This window comes from Pantoea sp. FN0307, assembly GCF_050113815.1.
Taxonomy (GTDB): Bacteria; Pseudomonadota; Gammaproteobacteria; order Enterobacterales; family Enterobacteriaceae; genus Mixta; species Mixta alhagi.
This window is the reverse complement of the sequence record NZ_JBNJSO010000008.1, coordinates 103,649-123,366: the sequence shown is the minus strand read 5'-3', so window position 1 is coordinate 123,366 and position 19,718 is coordinate 103,649. Positions and strand designations below refer to the sequence as shown.

The window sequence follows — 19,718 nt, the reverse complement described above, 5'->3', positions numbered from 1 at the left end:
CTGCCGCCAGCGTTCAATCTGAGCCATGATCAAACTCTTCAATTTAAAAGTCTGATGCTCAAAGAAAAACGTCGTAATGAATTACGTGTTCACTCTGAGACTTGATACTGCAATAGTTTTTGCGATATCCCGTCCGTGAGTGCCCACACAGATTGTCTGATAAATTGTTAAAGAGCGGCGCCACATTCTTCAGTGGCGCGGGCTGCGTATACTACGCTTTCCCGCTGAAGAGTCAAGAGTTTATTTTCTTTTCCCTTCCTGACAAGGCCGACTAAGAAGTCGTTGTTCCGTGTCAGTGGAGGCGCATTATAGGGAGTTCTTTTTGCCTGACAAGTACTAATTTCAAAAATAAATTCAGATGTTGTTTTTTTCATCAAAGTGCGAGTTTTTCAAGCTTTTCGAAGCCATAACGCTGTAAAACGGGTGTTAATTGTACTGTTTCCGGCTTCATTTCCATGCAAAAAGCCAGATTGGCATCTGAAGAGCAGGCGTTTGGCGCTTCATGCTCAAGCAGCCATACGGTACGCCGTGCAATAGCCGCCCCTGAATCAATCAGTCGAGTGCCTTCAGGTAATACCGCCTGAAGCTCTTCCGCTAACAAAGGAAAGTGGGTACATCCCAGCACAACGGTATCGGGCGGTTCAGACATACGCAGCCAGGGCTGTAAAATCCGACGAATAGTTTCAAGAGGGATGGTTTGCCCGTGGAGTTTCATCTCTGCCAGTTCCACCAGCTCCGCTGAACCCAGCATCTCGGTTTTACACTCGCTGGCAAACTGCGCAACCAGCTCGCGCGTATAAGAACGGCGTACTGTTGCACGCGTAGCCAACAGCCCAACAATACCGTTTCGGGTTAGCCGGGCGGCAGGCTTGATGGCAGGTACGACGCCGACAACCGGAAAGGCGAAATGCGCACGTAATGCAGGCAGTGAAACGGTGCTGGCAGTATTGCAGGCCACAATCACCATAGATAATGGATAGCGTCGCGTTACTGCTTCCACGATAGCCACTACGCGATCGACGATAAACTCTTCCGATTTCTCACCATACGGAAAAGCGACATTATCAAAAGCGTAAAGGTAATGCAGATCCGGCAGCAGTTGCCGGACCTCATCATAGACAGAAAGCCCACCGACGCCGGAATCAAACACCAGCACGGTAGGCCGCAGATTAGAAGCTGTAGATTCCGCTGAGGTAGTACTCTCGTCCTGCAGTTGGATAGCCATACACTGTCTCATAATCTTTATCGAACAGGTTGGCAATTCTACCACGAACCGTCAGGCGAGAGGTGAGCGGATAAGAGACGGCAACATCCCAGAGGCTGACACCGCCCATTTTTATCCGACGAGAGGGATAGCTATTAAAGTCCTGATCGTAGCGTTGGCCTAAATAGTGCCAGGTTAAAGACCAGTCAAACTGATGCAGCGTCCAGTCCAGCTGGTATTTGACCTGTTGTTTGGCGCGGCGTAGCAGTATCTGATCGGTTTCGCTGTTGCGCGGATCAACATAATCATACGATACCTGATGACTGAATGGCCCGGTATCAAATTGCGCGGTCGCTTCGACGCCTTTAATACGCGCTTTGCCAATATTGTAGTAACGAAAAGTCGTAGGATCGCTGCTAATCAAATTATCAACATCGTTGCGCCAGGCGGAAAGACGCCAGTTTACCGGCCCGGTTAATCCTTCTACGCCCCCTTCCCACTGCTTGCTTTCTTCTGGATTAAGCTCACGATTGCCATAATTAGGGCTGTAAACCTGCGACAGACCCGGGGCTTTAAACGCTGTACCGTAAGAAGCGAAAAGGCGATATCCTTCCACGAACTCCCAGCCGGCGGCAGTTTGCCAGGTGCTATGCCAGCCAAACTGGTTGTTATCATCGCCGCGCAACGCGCCTTCCAGCGTCACGCTTCCCACCTGCTGCTGACCGGTAATATAGATACCGGTGTTGCGCTGTTCATAACCCTCATTTAAATAGTTAGTGCCGGGTTCGGTAGTCTCTTTTTGCCAGTCGATGCCTGTGCTTATTGCACCATTACCTACCTGGAAAGTATTGCCCCACTGCAGGTTATATTGTTCAAGATCATCCAGCGTGTCGTGAGCGCTATAACAGCCAATACGCCGGTCATAATAATAATCTTTACTATGACTGTAGCTTGCGATCAGTTGAGTAGAATAGATGCCGTCGTGAAAACGCAAGCCACCATCCCAGGTTCGACTATAGAGCTGACGCGTATCCAGCAATACGCCGGGAACAAACTGATAGTTGTCGTAGGTATATGAGGCATCAATATCAGTACGGTTATCGAAACCATAACCACGTACAAAACCACTAAACCGCTCGTCAAACTGATGTTCTAACGAGCCATAAAGCGTTTTACTCATAAAACCATCGCGGTCTGGCTGCGCCGGACCACTGGCGCTTGGGAATCCCGCTTTAACATCATATCCTTTGGTATAAGTGTAATCGCCCGCCAGGGTTAATTTAGTGGCCTCGCCCAGCATCTGTTGCGTTGTGCCATCATAGGATTGGTAACCGTTAGATCCCATGCCAGCGGTTAAGGTCGTACCCGGCTGCGCGCGTCCGGTAATGATATTGAGAACGCCGCCGATAGCATCAGAACCATATACAGCAGACCGCGCACCACGGATATATTCTATCCTTTGCACCAGCGAAAGCGGAATTTGACTTAAATCGGATGAGCCGCTGATACCTGCCTGATTCAGCCGCACGCCGTCGATCAGAATCAGTACATGCCTTGACTCGGAGCCACGAATAAACAGCGAGCTGAGTTGTCCCATGCCGCCGCTTACCGCAGTATCGACGCCGGGCAAACGCCGCATAACATCGACCAGGCTTTTCGCCTGCCAGCGATCGATATCTTCGCGAGTGACAACGGTCGTTGGAGCCAGCACGGAAGAGACAGGCTGAGCGTAACGATTTGCCGTCACTGTCATAGCCTCATCACTGTTTGCGGCAATGCCGGATTGCGCCCAGAGGGAAACCGCCGCGACAGCCAGTGCCAACGGCGTTTTTTTCATTATAATCATCGGTTTCAAGCATCCAAAAAACACAGCAGGATGCCGCATGCATACGGCCAATAGTACGCGATAGCCGTAAAGTGCGACGTGTTGCCGGCAGGTCTTCGGGCTTGGAATCGATTAAATGGCGAAGACTTCCCATCAAAAGACAGTGTCTGCGTTAGCAATCGCCACGACATTCCTTACCGCTGCGCGTCAGCTCCAGAATTTCACTGGATTCCCTTTTAACTCAGCAGGAGGCCGGCTCGCGCAGTCTACAATTGAGGATTATGGAAGTCCAGACTTCTGGCCCGCCATAACAGAGACGATCACAGCACTGGACATCACCTGGTGAATCCCTACAATCGCCCGGCAAGTTTGCCATTCAATCAGGAAAAGCCATGACGCCCGAAAAACTGCCTGTCGACCAGTATGAAACCCAGCTCGCGGAGAAAATGACGCGCCTGCAAAACATGATGGCATCGTTTTCTGCGCCTGCCGTTGAGGTCTACCGCTCGCCGGTCAGCCACTATCGTATGCGCGCCGAATTTCGTATCTGGCACGAGGGCGACGACCTTTACCACATCATGTTTGATCAGCAGACGCGCGATCGTATTCGTGTCGATCAATTCCCGGCCGCAAGTGAACTGATTAATCAACTTATGCCGTTGATGATCGCCGCGATCCGCCGTAACGATGCGCTACGCCGTAAGCTTTTCCAGATCGATTACCTTTCGACCATGAGCGGTCAGGTGGTGGTATCACTGCTTTACCACCGCAAGCTGGATGATATTTGGCAGCAGGCGGCAGAAGCGCTGCGCGATGATCTGCGGGCCCAGGGCTTTGACTTACAGCTTATTGGCCGGGCGACAAAAACCAAAATCTCTCTTGACCGCGATTATGTCGATGAGCGCTTGCCGGTAGCCGGCCGCGAAATGATTTACCGTCAGATTGAGAACAGTTTTACTCAGCCTAACGCAGCAATGAATATTCAAATGCTGGAATGGGCGCTGGATGTGACAAAAGGCGCTACCGGCGATCTGCTGGAACTCTATTGCGGCAACGGCAACTTTTCTCTGGCGCTGGCCCGTAATTTCCGTCGCGTACTGGCAACGGAAATCGCCAAACCTTCCGTAGCGGCCGCTCAATATAATATTGCGGCGAACCAGATCGATAATGTGCAGATTATTCGCATGTCGGCAGAGGAATTTACTCAGGCGATGAATGGCGTTCGCACCTTTAACCGTCTGCAGGGCATTGACCTTCAGGCGTATCAGTGCGAAACCATTTTTGTGGATCCGCCGCGCAGCGGCCTGGATGAGGAGACGGTAAAACTGGTGCAGGGCTATCCACAGATTCTCTATATTTCCTGCAACCCGCAAACACTGTGCGCCAACCTGGAAACGCTATCGCAGACGCACGATATTACGCGTCTGGCGCTGTTCGATCAGTTCCCCTATACCCATCATATGGAATGCGGCGTACTGCTCACGCAACGTTAAAAATGCAGCGGGACAGTAACGCCCACATAATCAGGATCGGGATGCTGCGAACGTTCGGTACAACGGCTGCGCTCGGCTTTGCTGTCCGCTTTCTTGCTGGCGGAAAGGCAGTCGTTGTATCTCTGTGACGGGCTGCGTTCATCGCCATGGATGCGTCCCTGGGATGAAGCCGGGTAAATAGCCTCGCCCGGTGTCCAGCTGCTGCCCTGATAATCGCTGCAGCTGACGCAAAGTACCAGCATTAGGGCGGCTGAAAAGCCATGTTTATTCATGCACTACCTCCTTGTAAACTTTATGGATTTGGCGCAGTCGCCCTGACTGCGCCAGGCATCTTAACGTCGGCGGCGCAGCCTGGTGCCAATCCAGAAAATCAGCGCCACCATTAATACGACGGGCAGAAAATTAGAGCCGATTTCCGGGTAGTCGGCACGTACAGTCGCGCTATACAGCAGAATACCCAGCAGGAAAAAGGCCGCGGCCAGCGAAGGCATCCCTTCCGGCATGGCGCGATTAAGATAGCGTTGATGCAGGCACCAGGCTGCAAGGCCCAGCGCGATAAGCGGAAAAATCGAAAACGGCACGAAAGAATTAAAAAGCACTGAAAAAGAGCCATTGATCGTCAGGCCAGTAATAAACGCCAACAGCAAGGTTCCTTTATCGCGTGGATTTTTATCTGTCATGTCCTCTCCTTTTTATATTTAGTTATGGTTATCAAGCGTAACGGCCATGCGCTCTTGTTCCCGACGATACCAGTAGTAGGCGCCTTTAGAAATCATGCGCAATTGTAAAACCAGCCGCTCTTCCAGCTTGCGTCGTTGTTCAACATCAACATCCAGCGCCTCGGCGCCCGCGTTAAAAACGATAATGACCATCGCTTCCGCCTGCGCTTCGGTAAAGCTACGCGGCATACGATTTTCTAATTCAAGGTAATCCGCCAGTTCGGCAATAAAGTGCTGAATTTCACGTGCAACGGCGGCACGAAAGGCGGCAGAAGTGCCGGAGCGTTCCCGCAGCAGCAGACGAAACGCATTGGGATTACTGTCGATAAATTCCATAAAGGTGGCGACGGAGGTTTTGATCACGCTGCCGCCTTTGGCAATACGCTGGCGCGCCTGACGCATTAACTGTCTTAACATCAGTCCGCTTTCATCAACCATGGTCAATCCCAGCTCATCGACATCGCGAAAATGGCGGTAAAAGGAGGTTGGGGCAATTCCGGCTTCACGAGCAACTTCCCGCAGACTCAGGCTGGCAAAACTACGCTCGGCACTTAATTGACTGAATGCCGCTTCAATTAGCGAACGTCGTGTACGTTCTTTTTGCTGTGCTCTAACGCCCATTTTTCTGCCTGTTAGCCTGCCGGAAGCCCACTATAACAAATTACTCAGCATACAGTCCGTCAAAGTTTGTGACCGACTGTTAACCTCTTTATTTAGCTAATTGAGGCTAAAATCATTCAGGGAATTGGGATGTACGCGCCGGGATGTTAGAATCTCGTTGCTAAAATGTATATAAAATAAAGGAAGTGCCGGTATGCAACATGCTTACGATTACGATGTTATTGTGATTGGCTCCGGTCCGGGCGGTGAAGGCGCCGCAATGGGCCTGGTGAAACAAGGGGCCCATATCGCGGTAATTGAGCGCTATCACAATATAGGCGGCGGCTGCACACATTGGGGGACGATACCGTCTAAAGCATTACGACATGCAGTAAGCCGTACCATCGAGTTTAACCAAAACCCTTTATACAGCGATCACTCCCGTCATCTTCGCTCTTCATTCGCCGATATTCTGAATCATACAGAAAACGTCATTAGCCAGCAGACCCGTATGCGTCAGGGCTTCTATGAGCGTAACCGCTGTGAGCTTCATCAGGGCGACGCCCGTTTCATTGACATGAATACCATTGCGTTAACCCGACCTGATGGTTCCGTTGAGCGGCTGACAGCAGAGAAGTTCGTCATTGCCTGCGGTTCACGCCCTTATCATCCGATTGACGTTGATTTTACCCACCCGCGCATTTATGACTCCGACTCCATCCTTAACCTTAATCATGAACCGGGCCATGTCATTATCTATGGCGCAGGTGTGATTGGCTGCGAATACGCTTCTATTTTCCGTGGCCTGAATGTGAAAGTGGATCTGATCAATACGCGCGACCGCCTGTTGGCTTTCCTGGATCAGGAGATGTCCGATGCGCTTTCTTACCATTTCTGGAACAGCGGCGTGGTTATTCGTCATAACGAAGAGTTCGAGAAGATCGAAGGCGTTAACGATGGCGTGGTAATTCACCTGAAGTCAGGTAAAAAAGTCAAAGCAGACTGCCTGCTCTATGCGAACGGACGCACGGGCAATACAGACTCTTTGTCGCTGGAAAACGTTGGGCTGGAAGCGGATGGACGTGGTCTGCTAAAAGTTAACAGCATGTACCAGACGGCACAGCCGCATATCTATGCGGTAGGCGATGTCATTGGCTATCCAAGCCTGGCTTCCGCCGCGTACGATCAGGGACGGATTGCCGCTCAGGCCGTGATAAAAGGTGAAGCGACGGCGCATCTGATTGAAGATATTCCGACTGGCATCTATACCATCCCGGAAATCAGCTCAGTAGGGAAAACCGAACAGCAGCTGACGGCGATGAAGGTGCCGTATGAAGTGGGCCGGGCACAGTTTAAGCACCTGGCGCGCGCGCAGATTGTCGGGATGAACGTTGGCAGCCTGAAAATCCTGTTCCACCGTGATACCAAAGAGATCCTGGGTATTCATTGCTTTGGCGAACGTGCGGCCGAGATTATTCATATTGGCCAGGCGATCATGGAGCAAAAAAATGGTGGCAACACGATTGAATACTTCGTGAATACCACCTTTAACTACCCTACGATGGCGGAAGCGTACCGCGTTGCCGCGCTAAACGGCTTAAACCGCCTGTTTTAACGTGGTTTCCATATAGTTCTGCATTTGGCTACGGATAGCCTCGGCCAGTTGCTCATAGCGGCTGCGCAGAGGCGATCCCGGGCGGTAAACCAGAGCGATAGTACGCTGCGGCACCGGCTTATAGCAGGAAACGTAGGTTATGCCGTCGCGGGTGCGATCCTGAGGAACCGCCAGCGCAGGCAGCAGAGTAATGCCGCTTCCTGCCGCAACCATATTGCGCAGCGTTTCAAGACTGGTAGCACGGAAGTGCGTATCTTCATCGGCGCCCGCCTGGAAGCAGAAACCCATCGCCTGATCGCGCAAGCAGTGACCATCTTCCAGCATCAGCAGTTTCTCACCAGCAAGATCGGACATCGGCACACGATCGCGATCTTTCCACGGATGATCCTGCCAGATCGCCAGTTTCATCGGCTCATCAAACAGCGGCACTTCGATAAAGGCTTCGCTCTCTTTTACCAGCGCGATGATTGCGCAGTCGAGCTTCCCGCTATCCAGCTGGCTTAACAGCTGCTGCGTTTGCGCTTCGTGCAAATACATTTCCAGCTTGGGAAAACTTTGATGCAGCTGAGGAATAATATGCGGCAGCAGATAAGGCCCCACCGTTGGGATTAAGCCAATATGCAGCGGACCGGACATCGCTTCGCCCTGCTGGCTGGCCATCTCTTTCAGCACTTTGACTTCACGCAAAACGGTGCGCGCCTGATCTACCAGCAGCAGACCCGCCTGGGTAAACAGCACCTTACGACTGGTGCGCTCCAGCAGCATGACACCAAGCTCATCTTCCAGCTTACGGATCTGACCGCTTAAGGTAGGCTGACTAACGTGGCAGGCGTCGGCAGCGCGACGAAAGTGGCGGTGTTCAGCCAAAGAGACAAGGTATTCAAGATCACGAATATTCATTTTATCCTCCGAGCCACGATAGCCCGTGGCAATGAATAGAATAGCAATGAACGATTAGCCCTATCAAGGGTAGATGGGAATAATGCACACCAGAAGCTAAACACATCAAGCGCAACGCTAATTAAGAGGTATTGATTCTTATGTTTGCAAGTCAGGAAGGTAAACGCGTCCCACAGGTAACTTTTCATACGCGTCAGGGCGATAGCTGGGTCGATGTTACAACTGACGAGCTGTTTAAGGGCAAAACCGTAATCGTATTTTCACTGCCGGGCGCGTTTACGCCAACCTGCTCTTCCAGCCATTTACCGCGTTACAATGAACTGGCAGGCGTCTTCGCTCAGCATGGCGTTGACAGCATTTTGTGCGTTTCAGTTAATGACACCTTTGTGATGAACGCCTGGAAAGCCGATCAGCATGCCGAGAACATTACCTTTATTCCGGACGGCAACGGCGAATTTACGCGTGGCATGGAGATGCTGGTTGAGAAAGCTGACTTAGGTTTCGGTCCGCGCTCATGGCGTTACTCAATGCTGGTTCGTGACGGCGTAGTGGCTAAAATGTTTGTGGAGCCGAATAAACCGGGTGATCCGTTTGAAGTTTCCGACGCTGATACCATGCTGCGTTACCTGGCGCCAGAATTCAAAGTGCAGGAGTCTGTCTCGTTGTTTACCAAACCCGGCTGCCCGTTCTGTACCAAAGCGAAGCAGATGCTGATCGATCGCGGCATTCAATATGAAGAAATCGTTCTTGGACAAGATGCCACCACCGTTAGCCTGCGTGCGATGACCGGTCGTGCAACGGTACCACAGGTCTTTATCGGTGGACGTCATATCGGCGGCAGCGATGACCTGGAGAAATTTTTCCACTTTGCCTGAGACTGAGAATCCGGAAACCGGCTCCGTTACCCTGGTCGGTTTTCAGATGTGCCCATAACAAAAAAGTATCTGAAGTCAGAGGTTGGCGGGCTAGTATGCCCGCCTTTTTTTGATACATCAGTAACCGGACGAATATTTCATTTAAAGTAGATTAATATTTTCAGACTACCCGATTTGCCTTCCATCAGATTATCAATAATGTCTTCCGCCACGATCAGGCCTGGCTGATAGCCAACGAAAGGTCCTGCAACCGCTCCCGCCATAGCGCCTAATACCGTATGACTTATCCGGCATATAAATTTAGCCGCATGACACAATATGCTGGCGAAGGATGTTTATGCGGAGGGTTAAAAAAGGAAATGAAGGAGTGATATAGCGAGGCACGGAAGAGGAGTGGTCAACATTGGTTGTTAAATCAACAGCGCGCTTTTACATTTTATCAGCCACAAAACAGGCGTTGTTTTGTGGCTGAATCTTTTATCAAAACACATTATTCCGATCAGTTTATTGTTCGGTTACCGGTAAATTACCGATCGCTGAGTCTTGCCTTTGCCTCAGCTATCGCGTTGGCAACCTGTTGTGGTGCCACGCCACCTTTGGCATTACGCTTATCCAGGCAGGACTGAAGCGAAAGAATTGGGTAAACATCCTGTTCGATTTGCGGACTAAACTGCTGAAGCTGTGCCAGCGTTAACGCTTCCAGCGCCACGCCCTGGCCGATTGCCGCCACCACCGCTTCACCCACAATATGATGCGCTTCGCGGAACGGGATGCCTTTCGCCACCAGATAGTCCGCCAGTTCGGTCGCATTAGCATAGCCCTGCTCTGCCGCTTCCTGGCAGCGTGGACGTTTTACCTGAATGCCATCCAGCACCAGCACCGACATATGCAGACAATCAAGCCAGGTATCAAGCGCGTCAAACAGCCCTTCTTTGTCTTCCTGCATATCTTTGTTGTAGGCCAGCGGCAACCCTTTCAGCGTCATCATCATGCCGGTCAGCGCACCCTGCACCCGACCACACTTGCCCCGGATCAGCTCCAGCGCATCAGGATTTTTCTTTTGCGGCATCAGTGAAGAGCCGGATGTCACGCGATCGGATAACTCAACAAAGTTGGCTTCACCGGTATTAAAAAAGATCAGATCTTCGGCAAAGCGCGACAGATGCACCATGCCGATCGCCGCATCGGAAAGCAGTTCCAGCGCATGATCACGATCGGAAACGCTGTCCAGGCTATTACGTGTGGCACAGGCAAAGCCCAGCCATTCGGCCAACTGCTCGCGATCGATTTCATATGCGGTTCCAGCCAACGCACCGCTACCCAGCGGGCTGACATCCAGGCGTTTCAGCGTATCCTGCAGGCGGCTCTCATCACGCGCCAGCATTTCAACATAGGCCAGACACCAGTGCGCGAAAGTCACCGGCTGCGCGCGCTGCAGGTGGGTATAGCCTGGCATAACTGCATCCTGATTGGCTTCTGCGGTATCCACTAATGCCCGTTGCAGTTCGCGCACCGCGCTCAGCAGCAGCAAAACCTGCTCTTTGCACCAGAGCTTTAAATCGGTCGCAACCTGATCGTTACGGCTACGCCCGGTATGCAGCTTTTTGCCCAACGCGCCCACTTTTTCAATCAGACGGCCTTCAACCCAGCTATGGATATCCTCAGCGTCGCTTTGCAGAATCTGCTGTGGATTAGCACGAACTTCTTCCAGCAGCGTATTCAGCGCAACTTCCAGCTGCTGCTGCTCATCCTGAGTTAATACGCTAACGGTCACCAAGGCTTTTGACCAGGCGACAGAACCGATAATATCCTGTTCTGCCAGTCGATAATCAAAGCGCAACGAATCATTGAACTGCTTAAACCGTCCATCCGCCGCCTGTGTAAACCGTCCACCCCATAGTGCCATCTTGAATGCTCCTGAAATCTGTTGCGCGCAAGGCTCAGCCTGGCTTGTTATCAGGGCGGCTTCAACGCCTGCCGCCCGTTGCCGTCCCGGTTATTTCTTCTCGTTCAGCGCCCGAATGCGTGAAGAGAGAGAGAACAGACGGATAAAGCCGCCCGCATGGCTGTGATCGTAAACTTCATCTTCGCCAAAGGTTGCGAACTCTTCAGAATAGAGGCTGTTTGCCGATTTTTTCTGAATCGCCGTTACCTGACCTTTATAGAGCTGCAACACAACTTCGCCGTTGACTTCGGTAGCCAGTGACTCAGCGGCAGCCTGTAAGGATTTACGCAGCGGAGCGAACCAGCGCCCGTCATAAACCACATATGACATCTCCAGGCCTAACTGCTCGCGCCATTTAAAGCTATCGCGATCCAGTACCAGCTGCTCTACGGCACGCAGCGCATTGACCATAATGGTGCCGCCAGGCGTTTCATAGCAGCCGCGGGATTTGATGCCTACCAGACGGTTTTCCACGATATCGATACGTCCCACGCCGTGCTTCGCGCCCAGCGCGTTGAGTTTATCAAGGCACTGGAACGGGCTCAGCTGCTCGCCGTTAACTGCCACAACGCGGCCTTTTTCTACCGTTACCGTTACCTGCTCTGGCTGATCCGGCGCTTCCTGAGGATCCACTGTCCAGACCCAGCAATCTTTATTCGGCGCGTTCCACGGGCTTTCCAGCACGCCGCCTTCGGTAGAAATATGCCAGGCGTTTTCATCACGGCTGTAGATTTTTTCCAGCGAGGCGGTGGTCGGGATATTGCGCTCTTTCAGGTAATCCAGCAGCGCTTCACGCGAGCGCAGGTTCCACTCACGCCACGGTGCCACCACTTTCAGCTGCGGAGCCAGCGCGGTGTAGGTGGTTTCAAAACGCACCTGATCGTTACCTTTACCGGTTGCGCCGTGACATAAAGCATCAGCACCCACTTTTAACGCCAGCTCAACCTGCGCTTTGGCAATGATCGGACGCGCCATAGAGGTGCCCAGCAGATAGCTGCCTTCATACAGCGCGCCGGTTTGCAGCACCGGGTAAACGTAATCACGGATAAACTCTTCACGCAGATCGGCAATATGGCATTCTGACGCACCTGACTGCAGCGCTTTCTTCTCTACGCCGACTAAATCTTCGCGATCCTGACCAATGTCCGCGACAAAAGCGACCACTTCACAGCCGTAATTCTCTTTCAGCCACGGAATAATGGCAGAGGTATCCAGGCCACCGGAGTAAGCTAAAACGATTTTCTTGATGCCTTGATTTTGCATGTCTTAGTCCTTGAATATTTTTACTTTATGCGTGGATCCGGGTGCCGATAGACACACCGTTAAACAGAGAGGGCAATTGCTCAGCATGACGCCAGCTGGCGATATCGACCGGACGCCCCAGCGTACGTGCCGCATCCAGAGCCGCATGGACTTTCACAATCATACCGTCGGTAATAATGCCCTGAGCGATCAGCTGCTCCGCTTGCATCGCCGTCATTTCAGGAATGCGCTGACCTTTGCCATCCAGAATACCGCTGACATCTGAAAGCAAAACCAGATCCGCGCCAAGTGTCGCCGCTAACGCTGTTGCCGCCTGATCGGCGTTAACGTTCATCAACTGACCCTCTTCCGTGATGCCGATTGAGCTGATAACCGGCATATACCCTGCCTGCAACAGCGTGTTCAGCAACGCCGGCGAGCCTGGCAAAGCGTTACCGACATGGCCCAGCTCATCATCGAATTGAGCTACATTCGCCATGCCGCCATCGCCCAGGCAAAGTCCAACCGCCTGAATATGATGTTTCTTTGCCCAGGCCAGTAGGGTTTTATTAGCGGTTCCAGCCAGCGCGCCGGTGATAATGTCGATCTGATCGGCGGGCGTAACGCGCAGGCCATTTTTCTTTTGCACCGGCAGCGCCAGCTTTTTCATCAGTTCATCAACCAGACATCCGCCGCCGTGAACGATCAGCAGAGGACGCTGATGTGCCTCCCGATAAGTTACCAGCGCCGTAAACAGACGCGCCAGCGCTTCTTCGCTATCCAGCAGCACGCCGCCCAGTTTGATAATTAATGGAGTGGTCATAGTATTTATCCGCTTAAATAAGTGACTGGGTTTCCGGGAAACCGAAACGAATATTGAGACACTGCACCGCCTGCGAGGCTGCGCCCTTCAGCAGGTTATCTTCCGCCGCCACCACAATCAGATGCTCATCCTGTACGGCAAAGCCGATATCACAGAACGGCAGGCCCACCACGGATTTCAATGCCGGCACGCCCTGCTCATAGATACGCACCAGCGGTTTATCCTGATAGGCGTTATGGAAAGCTTCGGCAATATCCTCGCGACTGACGCCCGGCTTCAGGCGACAGGTAATAGTGGCAAGAATGCCGCGAGGGAAATTGCCGAGATGCGGCGTAAAAATAACCGGCACGCCAAGGTGCGCGACGATTTCAGGATGATGCCGATGATTAAAGATGCCGTAAGGTTGCAGACTGACCTCACAAAAGCTGTTATTGAGGCTGGCTTTACGTCCAGCGCCGCTTACGCCGCTGGTGGCATTAATTACCGGCCACTGCGCATTATTCAGCAATCCTGCTTCAATTAATGGCTTAAGCGCCAGCTGCGACGCAGTGGGATAGCAGCCAGGCACGGCAATCAGCTGCGCTTCTTTAATCGCGTCATGCTGCCATTCAGCCAGGCCATAGACCGCTTTCTCCAGCCACGCTGCGTGCTGATGAGTAAAGCCGTAATAGCGTGTATAAAAGTCACCATCGTTTACGCGGAAGGCACCGGAGAGGTCAAACACCACACAGCCTGCCGCCAGAAATTGCGGAGCCAGATCGTGACTAACTTCATGGGCGGTGGCGAGGAACACCACATCCACCTTGTCGGCCCACACTGACACATCGCTCAACGGCTCCAGCGGCAGATCAAGGATCCCTTTTAGCTGCGGGTGCAGGTCAGAAAGACGCTTTCCGGCATCCGGGCTTTGCGCTGAAACCGCTAAAGCGGTTATGTTCATATGGGGATGGCGATTCAGGAAGGTCGCCAGCTCAACACCAGCATAGCCACTGGCACCTACAATCAGCGTATTCAACATCAGGCTGTATACCTTTTACAGTCATTCAGATCCGGTGTGCAGCCGTGTCGCCGCGCGCCCATGAAGTTTAACGTCAGTCAGCGGGTAAATTCATTTCCCATCCCGCGAACGTTATTGTATTTTTATTCACTATTAATGCATGAATATTGATACATCCTAACTCAAGGACCGTCAACAGTGAAGACAAAATTACCGCCTTTTATCGAACTTTACCGCCAGCTGATAGCCACACCGTCGATCAGCGCTACCGATAGCGCGCTTGATCAGAGTAATGAAAGTTTAATCACTCTGCTGGCCGGCTGGTTTCGTGATTTAGGCTTCAGCGTAGAAGTCCAGCCGGTGCCGGGCACGCGGCATAAATTCAATATGCTGGCCAGAAGCGGTGAAGGCACAGGCGGCCTGTTACTGGCTGGCCATACCGATACGGTTCCCTTCGATGATGGGCGCTGGACGCGCGATCCTTTTACGCTGACAGAGCATGACAACAAGCTGTACGGCCTCGGCACGGCAGATATGAAAGGTTTCTTCGCCTTTATTCTTGATACGCTTCGTGACGCCGATATCAGCACGTTTCAGAAGCCGCTCTATATTCTCGCTACGGCGGATGAAGAAACCACAATGGCCGGTGCTAAATACTTTTCTGAATCCACCAGGCTACGCCCCGATTGCGCGATTATCGGCGAACCGACCTCGTTGAAACCGGTGCGGGCGCACAAAGGCCACCTATCCAATGTGATTCGCATAGAGGGGCAATCGGGCCATTCCAGCGATCCTGCTCGCGGCGTTAACGCGATTGAGCTGATGCATGAGTCAATCGGTCATCTGATGCAATTGCGTAATACGCTCAAAGAGCGTTATCACCATGACGGCTTCGCCATTCCTTATCCCACGATGAATTTTGGTCATATTCACGGCGGCGATGCAGCGAACCGTATTTGTGCCTGCTGCGAATTACATATGGATATTCGTCCTCTGCCCGGACTGACGCTGACCGATCTGGACGAGCTGTTGAATGAGGCGCTGGCGCCGGTTAGCGTGCGCTGGCCGGGCCGTTTGACAGTGGCCGAACTTCATCCGCCGATTCCGGGCTACGAGTGCCCGCGTGAGCATCAGCTGGTTCAGGTAGTGGAAAAGCTGCTTGGTACGCCAACGGAAGTCGTGAACTACTGTACCGAAGCGCCTTTTATTCAGCAGTTGTGTCCTACGCTGGTGTTAGGACCGGGATCGATTAATCAGGCGCATCAGCCAGATGAATTTATTGATATGGCATTTATCAAGCCGACATGTGAGCTGATCGGTCAAATGGTTAACCATTTTTGTCACTGATTTGCATCATTTGGGGCAATTCACTGCTAAAACGGTAAATTGCTCCTGAAAAGTTTCAACTTTGCCGATAAGAATAACTTATCCCACTCCGTCAGCGTTAAATTTCTTAAATTACCAGCATTTACCTGCATTACGCGGCACGTTTTACGCAATTGACGAACGGTAAGTTACATGGCTAGATAAAAGGCGGCGTTATACCCGCAAGGGTAAAAACTAAAAGACAAGAAGGGTGTCAGGGGTCATATGAACGAACAATATTCCGCAATGCGAAGTAATGTCAGTATGCTCGGCAAACTGCTCGGGGATACGATTAAGGATGCGCTGGGAGAAAACATCCTTGATCGGGTGGAAACCATCCGCAAACTCTCCAAGTCATCCCGTGCGGGAAATGACGCTCATCGGCAGGAACTGTTAACTACCCTGCAGAACCTCTCCAATGACGAACTACTGCCGGTAGCACGCGCTTTCAGCCAGTTCCTTAATCTCACGAATGTGGCTGAACAATATCAGACCATTTCACCCAACGGTGAAGGTGCCAGTCATGCTGAATTGATGAAAAAGGCGTTCGAGCGGCTGAAGCAACAGCCTGACCTGAACGAAGCAGATATCCGTGAGGCGATTGAATCGCTTTCGCTGGAGCTGGTTCTTACCGCACATCCTACCGAAATTACACGCCGCACGCTGATTCATAAGTTGGTTGAGGTAAATACCTGTTTAAAACAGCTCGATCATAATGATATCTCTGACTATGAGCGCAACCAGATTATGCGCCGCCTGCGTCAGCTGGTAGCCCAGGCGTGGCATACCGATGAAATCCGTAAATATCGCCCTTCTCCGGTTGATGAAGCCAAATGGGGATTTGCGGTAGTGGAAAACAGCCTGTGGGAAGGCGTGCCGAATTTTCTTCGTGAGCTGAACGAACAGGTCGAAGAGGCCTTTGGCTATACGCTGCCGGTAGACTTTGTACCGGTGCAGTTTACTTCATGGATGGGCGGCGACCGCGATGGCAATCCCAACGTTACCGCCAGTATTACCCGTCATGTTCTGCAATTGAGCCGCTGGAAAGCCACCGATCTTTTCCTGCGGGATATCGGCGTGCTGGTCTCCGAGCTGTCGATGTCGGAATGCACCGAAGAGCTGCGCGAGCTGTGCGGCGATCCGCACGCGCAGGAGCCCTACCGCGAAGTTTTAAAACGCCTGCGGACCCAGTTGATGACGACCCAGGCTTATCTGGAGCGGCGTCTGAAAGGCGAGCGCCTGCCGCGTCCGGAAGGGCTGCTGATTTCCAACGATCAGCTATGGGATCCGCTTTATGCCTGTTATCAGTCATTGCAGGCGTGCGGCATGGGCATCATCGCCAACGGACAGCTGCTTGATACGCTGCGTCGGATTAAATGTTTCGGCGTTCCACTGGTACGTATCGATCTACGTCAGGAAAGCACGCGTCACACCGAAGCGCTGGCAGAAGTCACGCGTTACCTCGGCCTTGGTGATTACGAGAGCTGGTCTGAAGCGGATAAACAGGCATTTTTGATCCGTGAGCTGAACTCAAAACGTCCTTTGCTGCCGCGTCAGTGGGAACCAGGCGAAGAGACGCGTGAAGTACTGGAAACCTGCCGCGTAGCGGCGGAAGCGCCACGCGGATCGATTGCCGCCTATGTTATTTCCATGGCGAAAACGCCTTCCGACGTGCTTGCGGTTCATCTGCTGCTGAAAGAAGCCGGTATACCTTTCGCCCTGCCGGTCGCACCGCTGTTTGAAACGTTGGATGACCTGAATAACGCTAACGATGTCATGTCGCAGCTGCTGAGCATCGACTGGTATCGCGGCTTTATTCAGGGCAAGCAGATGGTCATGATCGGTTATTCCGATTCAGCCAAAGATGCTGGCGTGATGGCCGCATCCTGGGCGCAATATCAGGCGCAGGACGCGTTGATTAAAACCTGTGAAAAAGCCGGTATCGCCCTGACGCTGTTTCATGGTCGCGGCGGCACCATTGGTCGCGGCGGCGCACCGGCGCAGGCGGCTCTGCTCTCCCAGCCGCCGGGTAGCCTGAAAGGCGGCCTGCGCGTCACCGAACAGGGCGAAATGATCCGCTTTAAGTATGGTCTGCCGGAAGTAGCGGTGGCCAGCCTGTCGCTTTATACCAGCGCTATCCTCGAGGCTAATCTGCTGCCGCCGCCAGAGCCTAAAAGTGAATGGTGCGACATTATGAATCAGCTCTCTAAGACTTCCTGCGCCGTCTATCGTGGTTATGTGCGTGAAAACCCTGATTTTGTGCCCTATTTCCGCTCTGCTACTCCGGAACTGGAATTAGGCAAACTGCCGCTGGGATCGCGCCCGGCCAAACGTCGCCCTACCGGCGGCGTTGAGTCACTGCGCGCCATTCCGTGGATTTTCGCCTGGACACAAAACCGTCTGATGCTGCCCGCCTGGCTGGGCGCAGGGGCGGCGCTACAGCAAGCGATGGATGAAGGTCATCAGGATCAGCTGGAGGCGATGTGCCACCACTGGCCTTTTTTCTCTACCCGTCTCGGCATGCTGGAAATGGTTTTCTCGAAGGCCGACCTGTGGCTGGCGGAATACTACGATCAACGTCTGGTAGATCCATCTCTGTGGCCGCTGGGCAAGCAGCTGCGCGATCGCCTCGCTGCGGATATTAAAGCAGTGCTGACTATCGCTAATGATTCGCATCTGATGGCTGATGAACCATGGATTGCAGAATCGATTGCTTTGCGTAACGTCTATACCGATCCGCTCAACGTTCTACAGGCTGAACTGCTGCACCGATCGCGTGCGCAGGAAGCCAAAGGAGAAGAGCCGGATCCGTGCGTTGAGCAGGCGCTGATGGTCACTATCGCTGGTGTGGCAGCAGGTATGCGTAACACCGGTTAATTGCCACGACAAAAGGCGCATCGCCATCTGGCGATGCGCCTCATCAGGCATTCTTTTTCGATTACTCAGTTAATCAGGCAACCAGCTGCGCTGACGGGCGCACGCCCAGCGTATGGCAAATGGCGTAGCTCATTTCAGCGCGGTTCAGCGTATAGAAGTGGAAATCCTTAACGCCTTCACGGCTGAGGATTTTTACCATGTCCATCGCCACATTGGCGCCCACCATTTTGCGCGTTTCCGGATCGTCGTCCAGTCCGGCAAACATGCTGTTCATCCAGCCCGGTACGCGAACGTTGGTCATGGCGGCAAAGCGCTGCAGCTGTTTAAAGTTAGAAACCGGCAGAATGCCAGGTACGATCTCTACATCAATGCCGGTCGCTACGCAGCGGTCGCGAAAACGCAGATAGCTTTCCACATCAAAGAAAAACTGCGTAATGGCGCGGTTGGCGCCCGCATCGATTTTACGTTTCAGGTTAATCAGATCCGCCTGAGCGCTTTTCGCCTCCGGATGCACTTCAGGATAGGCAGCGACGGAGATATCAAAGTCACCGACCTCTTTGAGCAGCGCCACCAGATCGGTCGCATACAGCTCTGGTTTGCCTCCGCCTGGCGGCAGATCTCCGCGTAGCGCGACAATATGGCGAATGCCATTTTCCCAGTAATCCCGGGCAATGGTACGTAGCTCATCCCGGGTGGCGTCAACACAGGTCAGATGCGGTGCCGCTTCCAGTCCGGTGCGCTCTTTGATGCCCTTGATGATAGAGTGGGTGCGATCGCGTTCTCCTGAATTCGCACCGTAGGTAACGGAGACGAACTTTGGCTTCAGGCTGCTGAGCCGATCAATAGAACTCCACAGCGTCTCTTCCATTTCACTGGTGCGCGGCGGAAAAAATTCAAATGAAACATTAATCCGCCCGTTCAGTTCTGCCAGGCTCTGGTTCAGCGCTTCGCGCTGGTTGGCGTGAAAGAAACTCATATCCGCTTACCTTATCAATCGCTTAGTGGATGATGCGTGAGCATCACGCTAAACATCTATACGTTTAGACGTCTATAACTCCATAAGATGCTATCAGCCTGGCTATTTGTCAATCAAAAAGCAGTGCAGTGGCGCTGAATTCCTTTCAGGTGCACATGAAAAAAAAGCAACATCCTTCAGATACGTGCAGAAGCGAGAAAACCAGGAATTTTCTTTATTAAAAACCTCCTAAAAAAGAGGCTATTACCGTTATGTAACCGAT

At 52.5% G+C, this 19,718-nt stretch carries 17 protein-coding genes and 1 riboswitch; of the genes, 5 read left to right on the top strand and 12 right to left on the bottom strand.

The window, feature by feature from the left end; genetic code table 11:
- Positions 1-373 precede the first annotated feature (373 nt).
- Positions 374-1,225 (bottom strand): glutamate racemase, encoded by an 852-nt coding sequence (murI, locus tag ACQE3Z_RS18990; protein ID WP_085069411.1) that lies wholly within the window; start codon positions 1,223-1,225, stop codon positions 374-376.
- Complete coding sequence (gene btuB / locus ACQE3Z_RS18985) at positions 1,170-3,050, bottom strand: TonB-dependent vitamin B12 receptor BtuB (protein WP_426974966.1); 1,881 nt, start codon at positions 3,048-3,050, stop codon at positions 1,170-1,172. Before btuB ends, murI begins: the two co-directional genes overlap by 56 nt.
- 69 nt (positions 3,051-3,119) lie before the next feature.
- A riboswitch (cobalamin riboswitch) is annotated at positions 3,120-3,300 on the bottom strand.
- A 121-nt stretch (positions 3,301-3,421) separates the two neighbouring features.
- Between btuB and trmA the strand changes: the two genes are divergently transcribed.
- Positions 3,422-4,522, top strand: a complete 1,101-nt coding sequence (gene trmA / locus ACQE3Z_RS18980; protein WP_426974965.1) for a tRNA (uridine(54)-C5)-methyltransferase TrmA — start codon at positions 3,422-3,424, stop codon at positions 4,520-4,522.
- Here the strand turns inward: trmA and ACQE3Z_RS18975 are convergent.
- From ACQE3Z_RS18975 to fabR, 3 genes are read right to left on the bottom strand one after another with little or no spacing between them, the layout of a single operon-like run.
- The gene (locus ACQE3Z_RS18975; RefSeq protein ID WP_426974964.1) at positions 4,519-4,794 is read right to left on the bottom strand and encodes a hypothetical protein; all 276 of its coding nucleotides are present in this window, start codon (positions 4,792-4,794) and stop codon (positions 4,519-4,521) included. The two genes, trmA and ACQE3Z_RS18975, sit on opposite strands and share 4 nt — an antisense overlap.
- A gap of 60 nt (positions 4,795-4,854) precedes the next feature.
- A complete protein-coding gene (locus tag ACQE3Z_RS18970; RefSeq protein ID WP_426974963.1) occupies positions 4,855-5,202 on the bottom strand; it encodes a YijD family membrane protein in 348 nt (115 codons plus the stop codon).
- 18 nt (positions 5,203-5,220) lie between these two features.
- Positions 5,221-5,862: an HTH-type transcriptional repressor FabR gene (gene fabR / locus ACQE3Z_RS18965; RefSeq protein WP_250651161.1), complete on the bottom strand. Its 642-nt coding sequence runs from the start codon at positions 5,860-5,862 to the stop codon at positions 5,221-5,223.
- 193 nt (positions 5,863-6,055) lie between these two features.
- Between fabR and sthA the strand changes: the two genes are divergently transcribed.
- Positions 6,056-7,456: a Si-specific NAD(P)(+) transhydrogenase gene (sthA, locus tag ACQE3Z_RS18960; RefSeq protein ID WP_426974962.1), complete on the top strand. Its 1,401-nt coding sequence runs from the start codon at positions 6,056-6,058 to the stop codon at positions 7,454-7,456.
- On the opposite strand, the gene oxyR is transcribed toward sthA, so the two are convergent.
- Positions 7,439-8,356, bottom strand: coding sequence for a DNA-binding transcriptional regulator OxyR (oxyR, locus tag ACQE3Z_RS18955; RefSeq protein WP_085069399.1), 918 nt, complete (start codon positions 8,354-8,356; stop codon positions 7,439-7,441). The two genes, sthA and oxyR, sit on opposite strands and share 18 nt — an antisense overlap.
- A gap of 140 nt (positions 8,357-8,496) precedes the next feature.
- On the opposite strand from oxyR, the gene ACQE3Z_RS18950 reads away from it, so the two are divergent.
- Positions 8,497-9,231 (top strand): redoxin family protein, encoded by a 735-nt coding sequence (locus tag ACQE3Z_RS18950; RefSeq protein WP_426974961.1) that lies wholly within the window; start codon positions 8,497-8,499, stop codon positions 9,229-9,231.
- 137 nt (positions 9,232-9,368) lie between these two features.
- Here ACQE3Z_RS18950 and ACQE3Z_RS18945 read toward each other — a convergent pair whose 3' ends face one another.
- The 5 genes from ACQE3Z_RS18945 to argC form a co-directional block, all read right to left on the bottom strand.
- Positions 9,369-9,494, bottom strand: a complete 126-nt coding sequence (locus tag ACQE3Z_RS18945) for a hypothetical protein (RefSeq protein ID WP_426974960.1) — start codon at positions 9,492-9,494, stop codon at positions 9,369-9,371.
- A gap of 263 nt (positions 9,495-9,757) precedes the next feature.
- On the bottom strand, positions 9,758-11,137 hold the full coding sequence (gene argH / locus ACQE3Z_RS18940; protein WP_426974959.1) for an argininosuccinate lyase: 1,380 nt from the start codon (positions 11,135-11,137) through the stop codon (positions 9,758-9,760).
- Between the two features lie 90 nt (positions 11,138-11,227).
- Positions 11,228-12,439, bottom strand: coding sequence for an argininosuccinate synthase (locus ACQE3Z_RS18935; protein WP_275553213.1), 1,212 nt, complete (start codon positions 12,437-12,439; stop codon positions 11,228-11,230).
- A 25-nt stretch (positions 12,440-12,464) separates the two neighbouring features.
- Positions 12,465-13,241, bottom strand: coding sequence for an acetylglutamate kinase (argB, locus tag ACQE3Z_RS18930; RefSeq protein WP_250651167.1), 777 nt, complete (start codon positions 13,239-13,241; stop codon positions 12,465-12,467).
- Positions 13,242-13,254: 13 nt separating this feature from the next.
- Positions 13,255-14,259 carry an N-acetyl-gamma-glutamyl-phosphate reductase gene (gene argC, locus ACQE3Z_RS18925; protein WP_426974958.1) on the bottom strand — a complete coding sequence of 335 codons (1,005 nt, stop codon included), beginning with the start codon at positions 14,257-14,259 and terminating at the stop codon, positions 13,255-13,257.
- Between the two features lie 177 nt (positions 14,260-14,436).
- Here argC and argE point away from each other — a divergent pair, with 177 nt between their 5' ends.
- Together argE and ppc are read left to right on the top strand one after the other, a co-directional pair.
- Positions 14,437-15,585 (top strand): acetylornithine deacetylase, encoded by a 1,149-nt coding sequence (argE, locus tag ACQE3Z_RS18920; protein WP_426974957.1) that lies wholly within the window; start codon positions 14,437-14,439, stop codon positions 15,583-15,585.
- A gap of 243 nt (positions 15,586-15,828) precedes the next feature.
- A complete protein-coding gene (gene ppc, locus ACQE3Z_RS18915; RefSeq protein ID WP_426974956.1) occupies positions 15,829-18,480 on the top strand; it encodes a phosphoenolpyruvate carboxylase in 2,652 nt (883 codons plus the stop codon).
- 73 nt (positions 18,481-18,553) lie between these two features.
- On the opposite strand, the gene metF is transcribed toward ppc, so the two are convergent.
- On the bottom strand, positions 18,554-19,456 hold the full coding sequence (gene metF, locus ACQE3Z_RS18910; RefSeq protein ID WP_426974955.1) for a methylenetetrahydrofolate reductase: 903 nt from the start codon (positions 19,454-19,456) through the stop codon (positions 18,554-18,556).
- Between the last annotated feature and the right edge of the window lie 262 nt (positions 19,457-19,718).

Coding starts and splice junctions, on each gene's coding strand:
- murI (WP_085069411.1), bottom strand. CDS start 1,225: ATGGCTATCCAACTGCAGGACGAGAGTACTACCTCAGCGGAATCTACA.
- btuB (WP_426974966.1), bottom strand. CDS start 3,050: ATGATTATAATGAAAAAAACGCCGTTGGCACTGGCTGTCGCGGCGGTT.
- trmA (WP_426974965.1), top strand. CDS start 3,422: ATGACGCCCGAAAAACTGCCTGTCGACCAGTATGAAACCCAGCTCGCG.
- ACQE3Z_RS18975 (WP_426974964.1), bottom strand. CDS start 4,794: ATGAATAAACATGGCTTTTCAGCCGCCCTAATGCTGGTACTTTGCGTC.
- ACQE3Z_RS18970 (WP_426974963.1), bottom strand. CDS start 5,202: ATGACAGATAAAAATCCACGCGATAAAGGAACCTTGCTGTTGGCGTTT.
- fabR (WP_250651161.1), bottom strand. CDS start 5,862: ATGGGCGTTAGAGCACAGCAAAAAGAACGTACACGACGTTCGCTAATT.
- sthA (WP_426974962.1), top strand. CDS start 6,056: ATGCAACATGCTTACGATTACGATGTTATTGTGATTGGCTCCGGTCCG.
- oxyR (WP_085069399.1), bottom strand. CDS start 8,356: ATGAATATTCGTGATCTTGAATACCTTGTCTCTTTGGCTGAACACCGC.
- ACQE3Z_RS18950 (WP_426974961.1), top strand. CDS start 8,497: ATGTTTGCAAGTCAGGAAGGTAAACGCGTCCCACAGGTAACTTTTCAT.
- ACQE3Z_RS18945 (WP_426974960.1), bottom strand. CDS start 9,494: ATGGCGGGAGCGGTTGCAGGACCTTTCGTTGGCTATCAGCCAGGCCTG.
- argH (WP_426974959.1), bottom strand. CDS start 11,137: ATGGCACTATGGGGTGGACGGTTTACACAGGCGGCGGATGGACGGTTT.
- ACQE3Z_RS18935 (WP_275553213.1), bottom strand. CDS start 12,439: ATGCAAAATCAAGGCATCAAGAAAATCGTTTTAGCTTACTCCGGTGGC.
- argB (WP_250651167.1), bottom strand. CDS start 13,241: ATGACCACTCCATTAATTATCAAACTGGGCGGCGTGCTGCTGGATAGC.
- argC (WP_426974958.1), bottom strand. CDS start 14,259: ATGTTGAATACGCTGATTGTAGGTGCCAGTGGCTATGCTGGTGTTGAG.
- ppc (WP_426974956.1), top strand. CDS start 15,829: ATGAACGAACAATATTCCGCAATGCGAAGTAATGTCAGTATGCTCGGC.
- metF (WP_426974955.1), bottom strand. CDS start 19,456: ATGAGTTTCTTTCACGCCAACCAGCGCGAAGCGCTGAACCAGAGCCTG.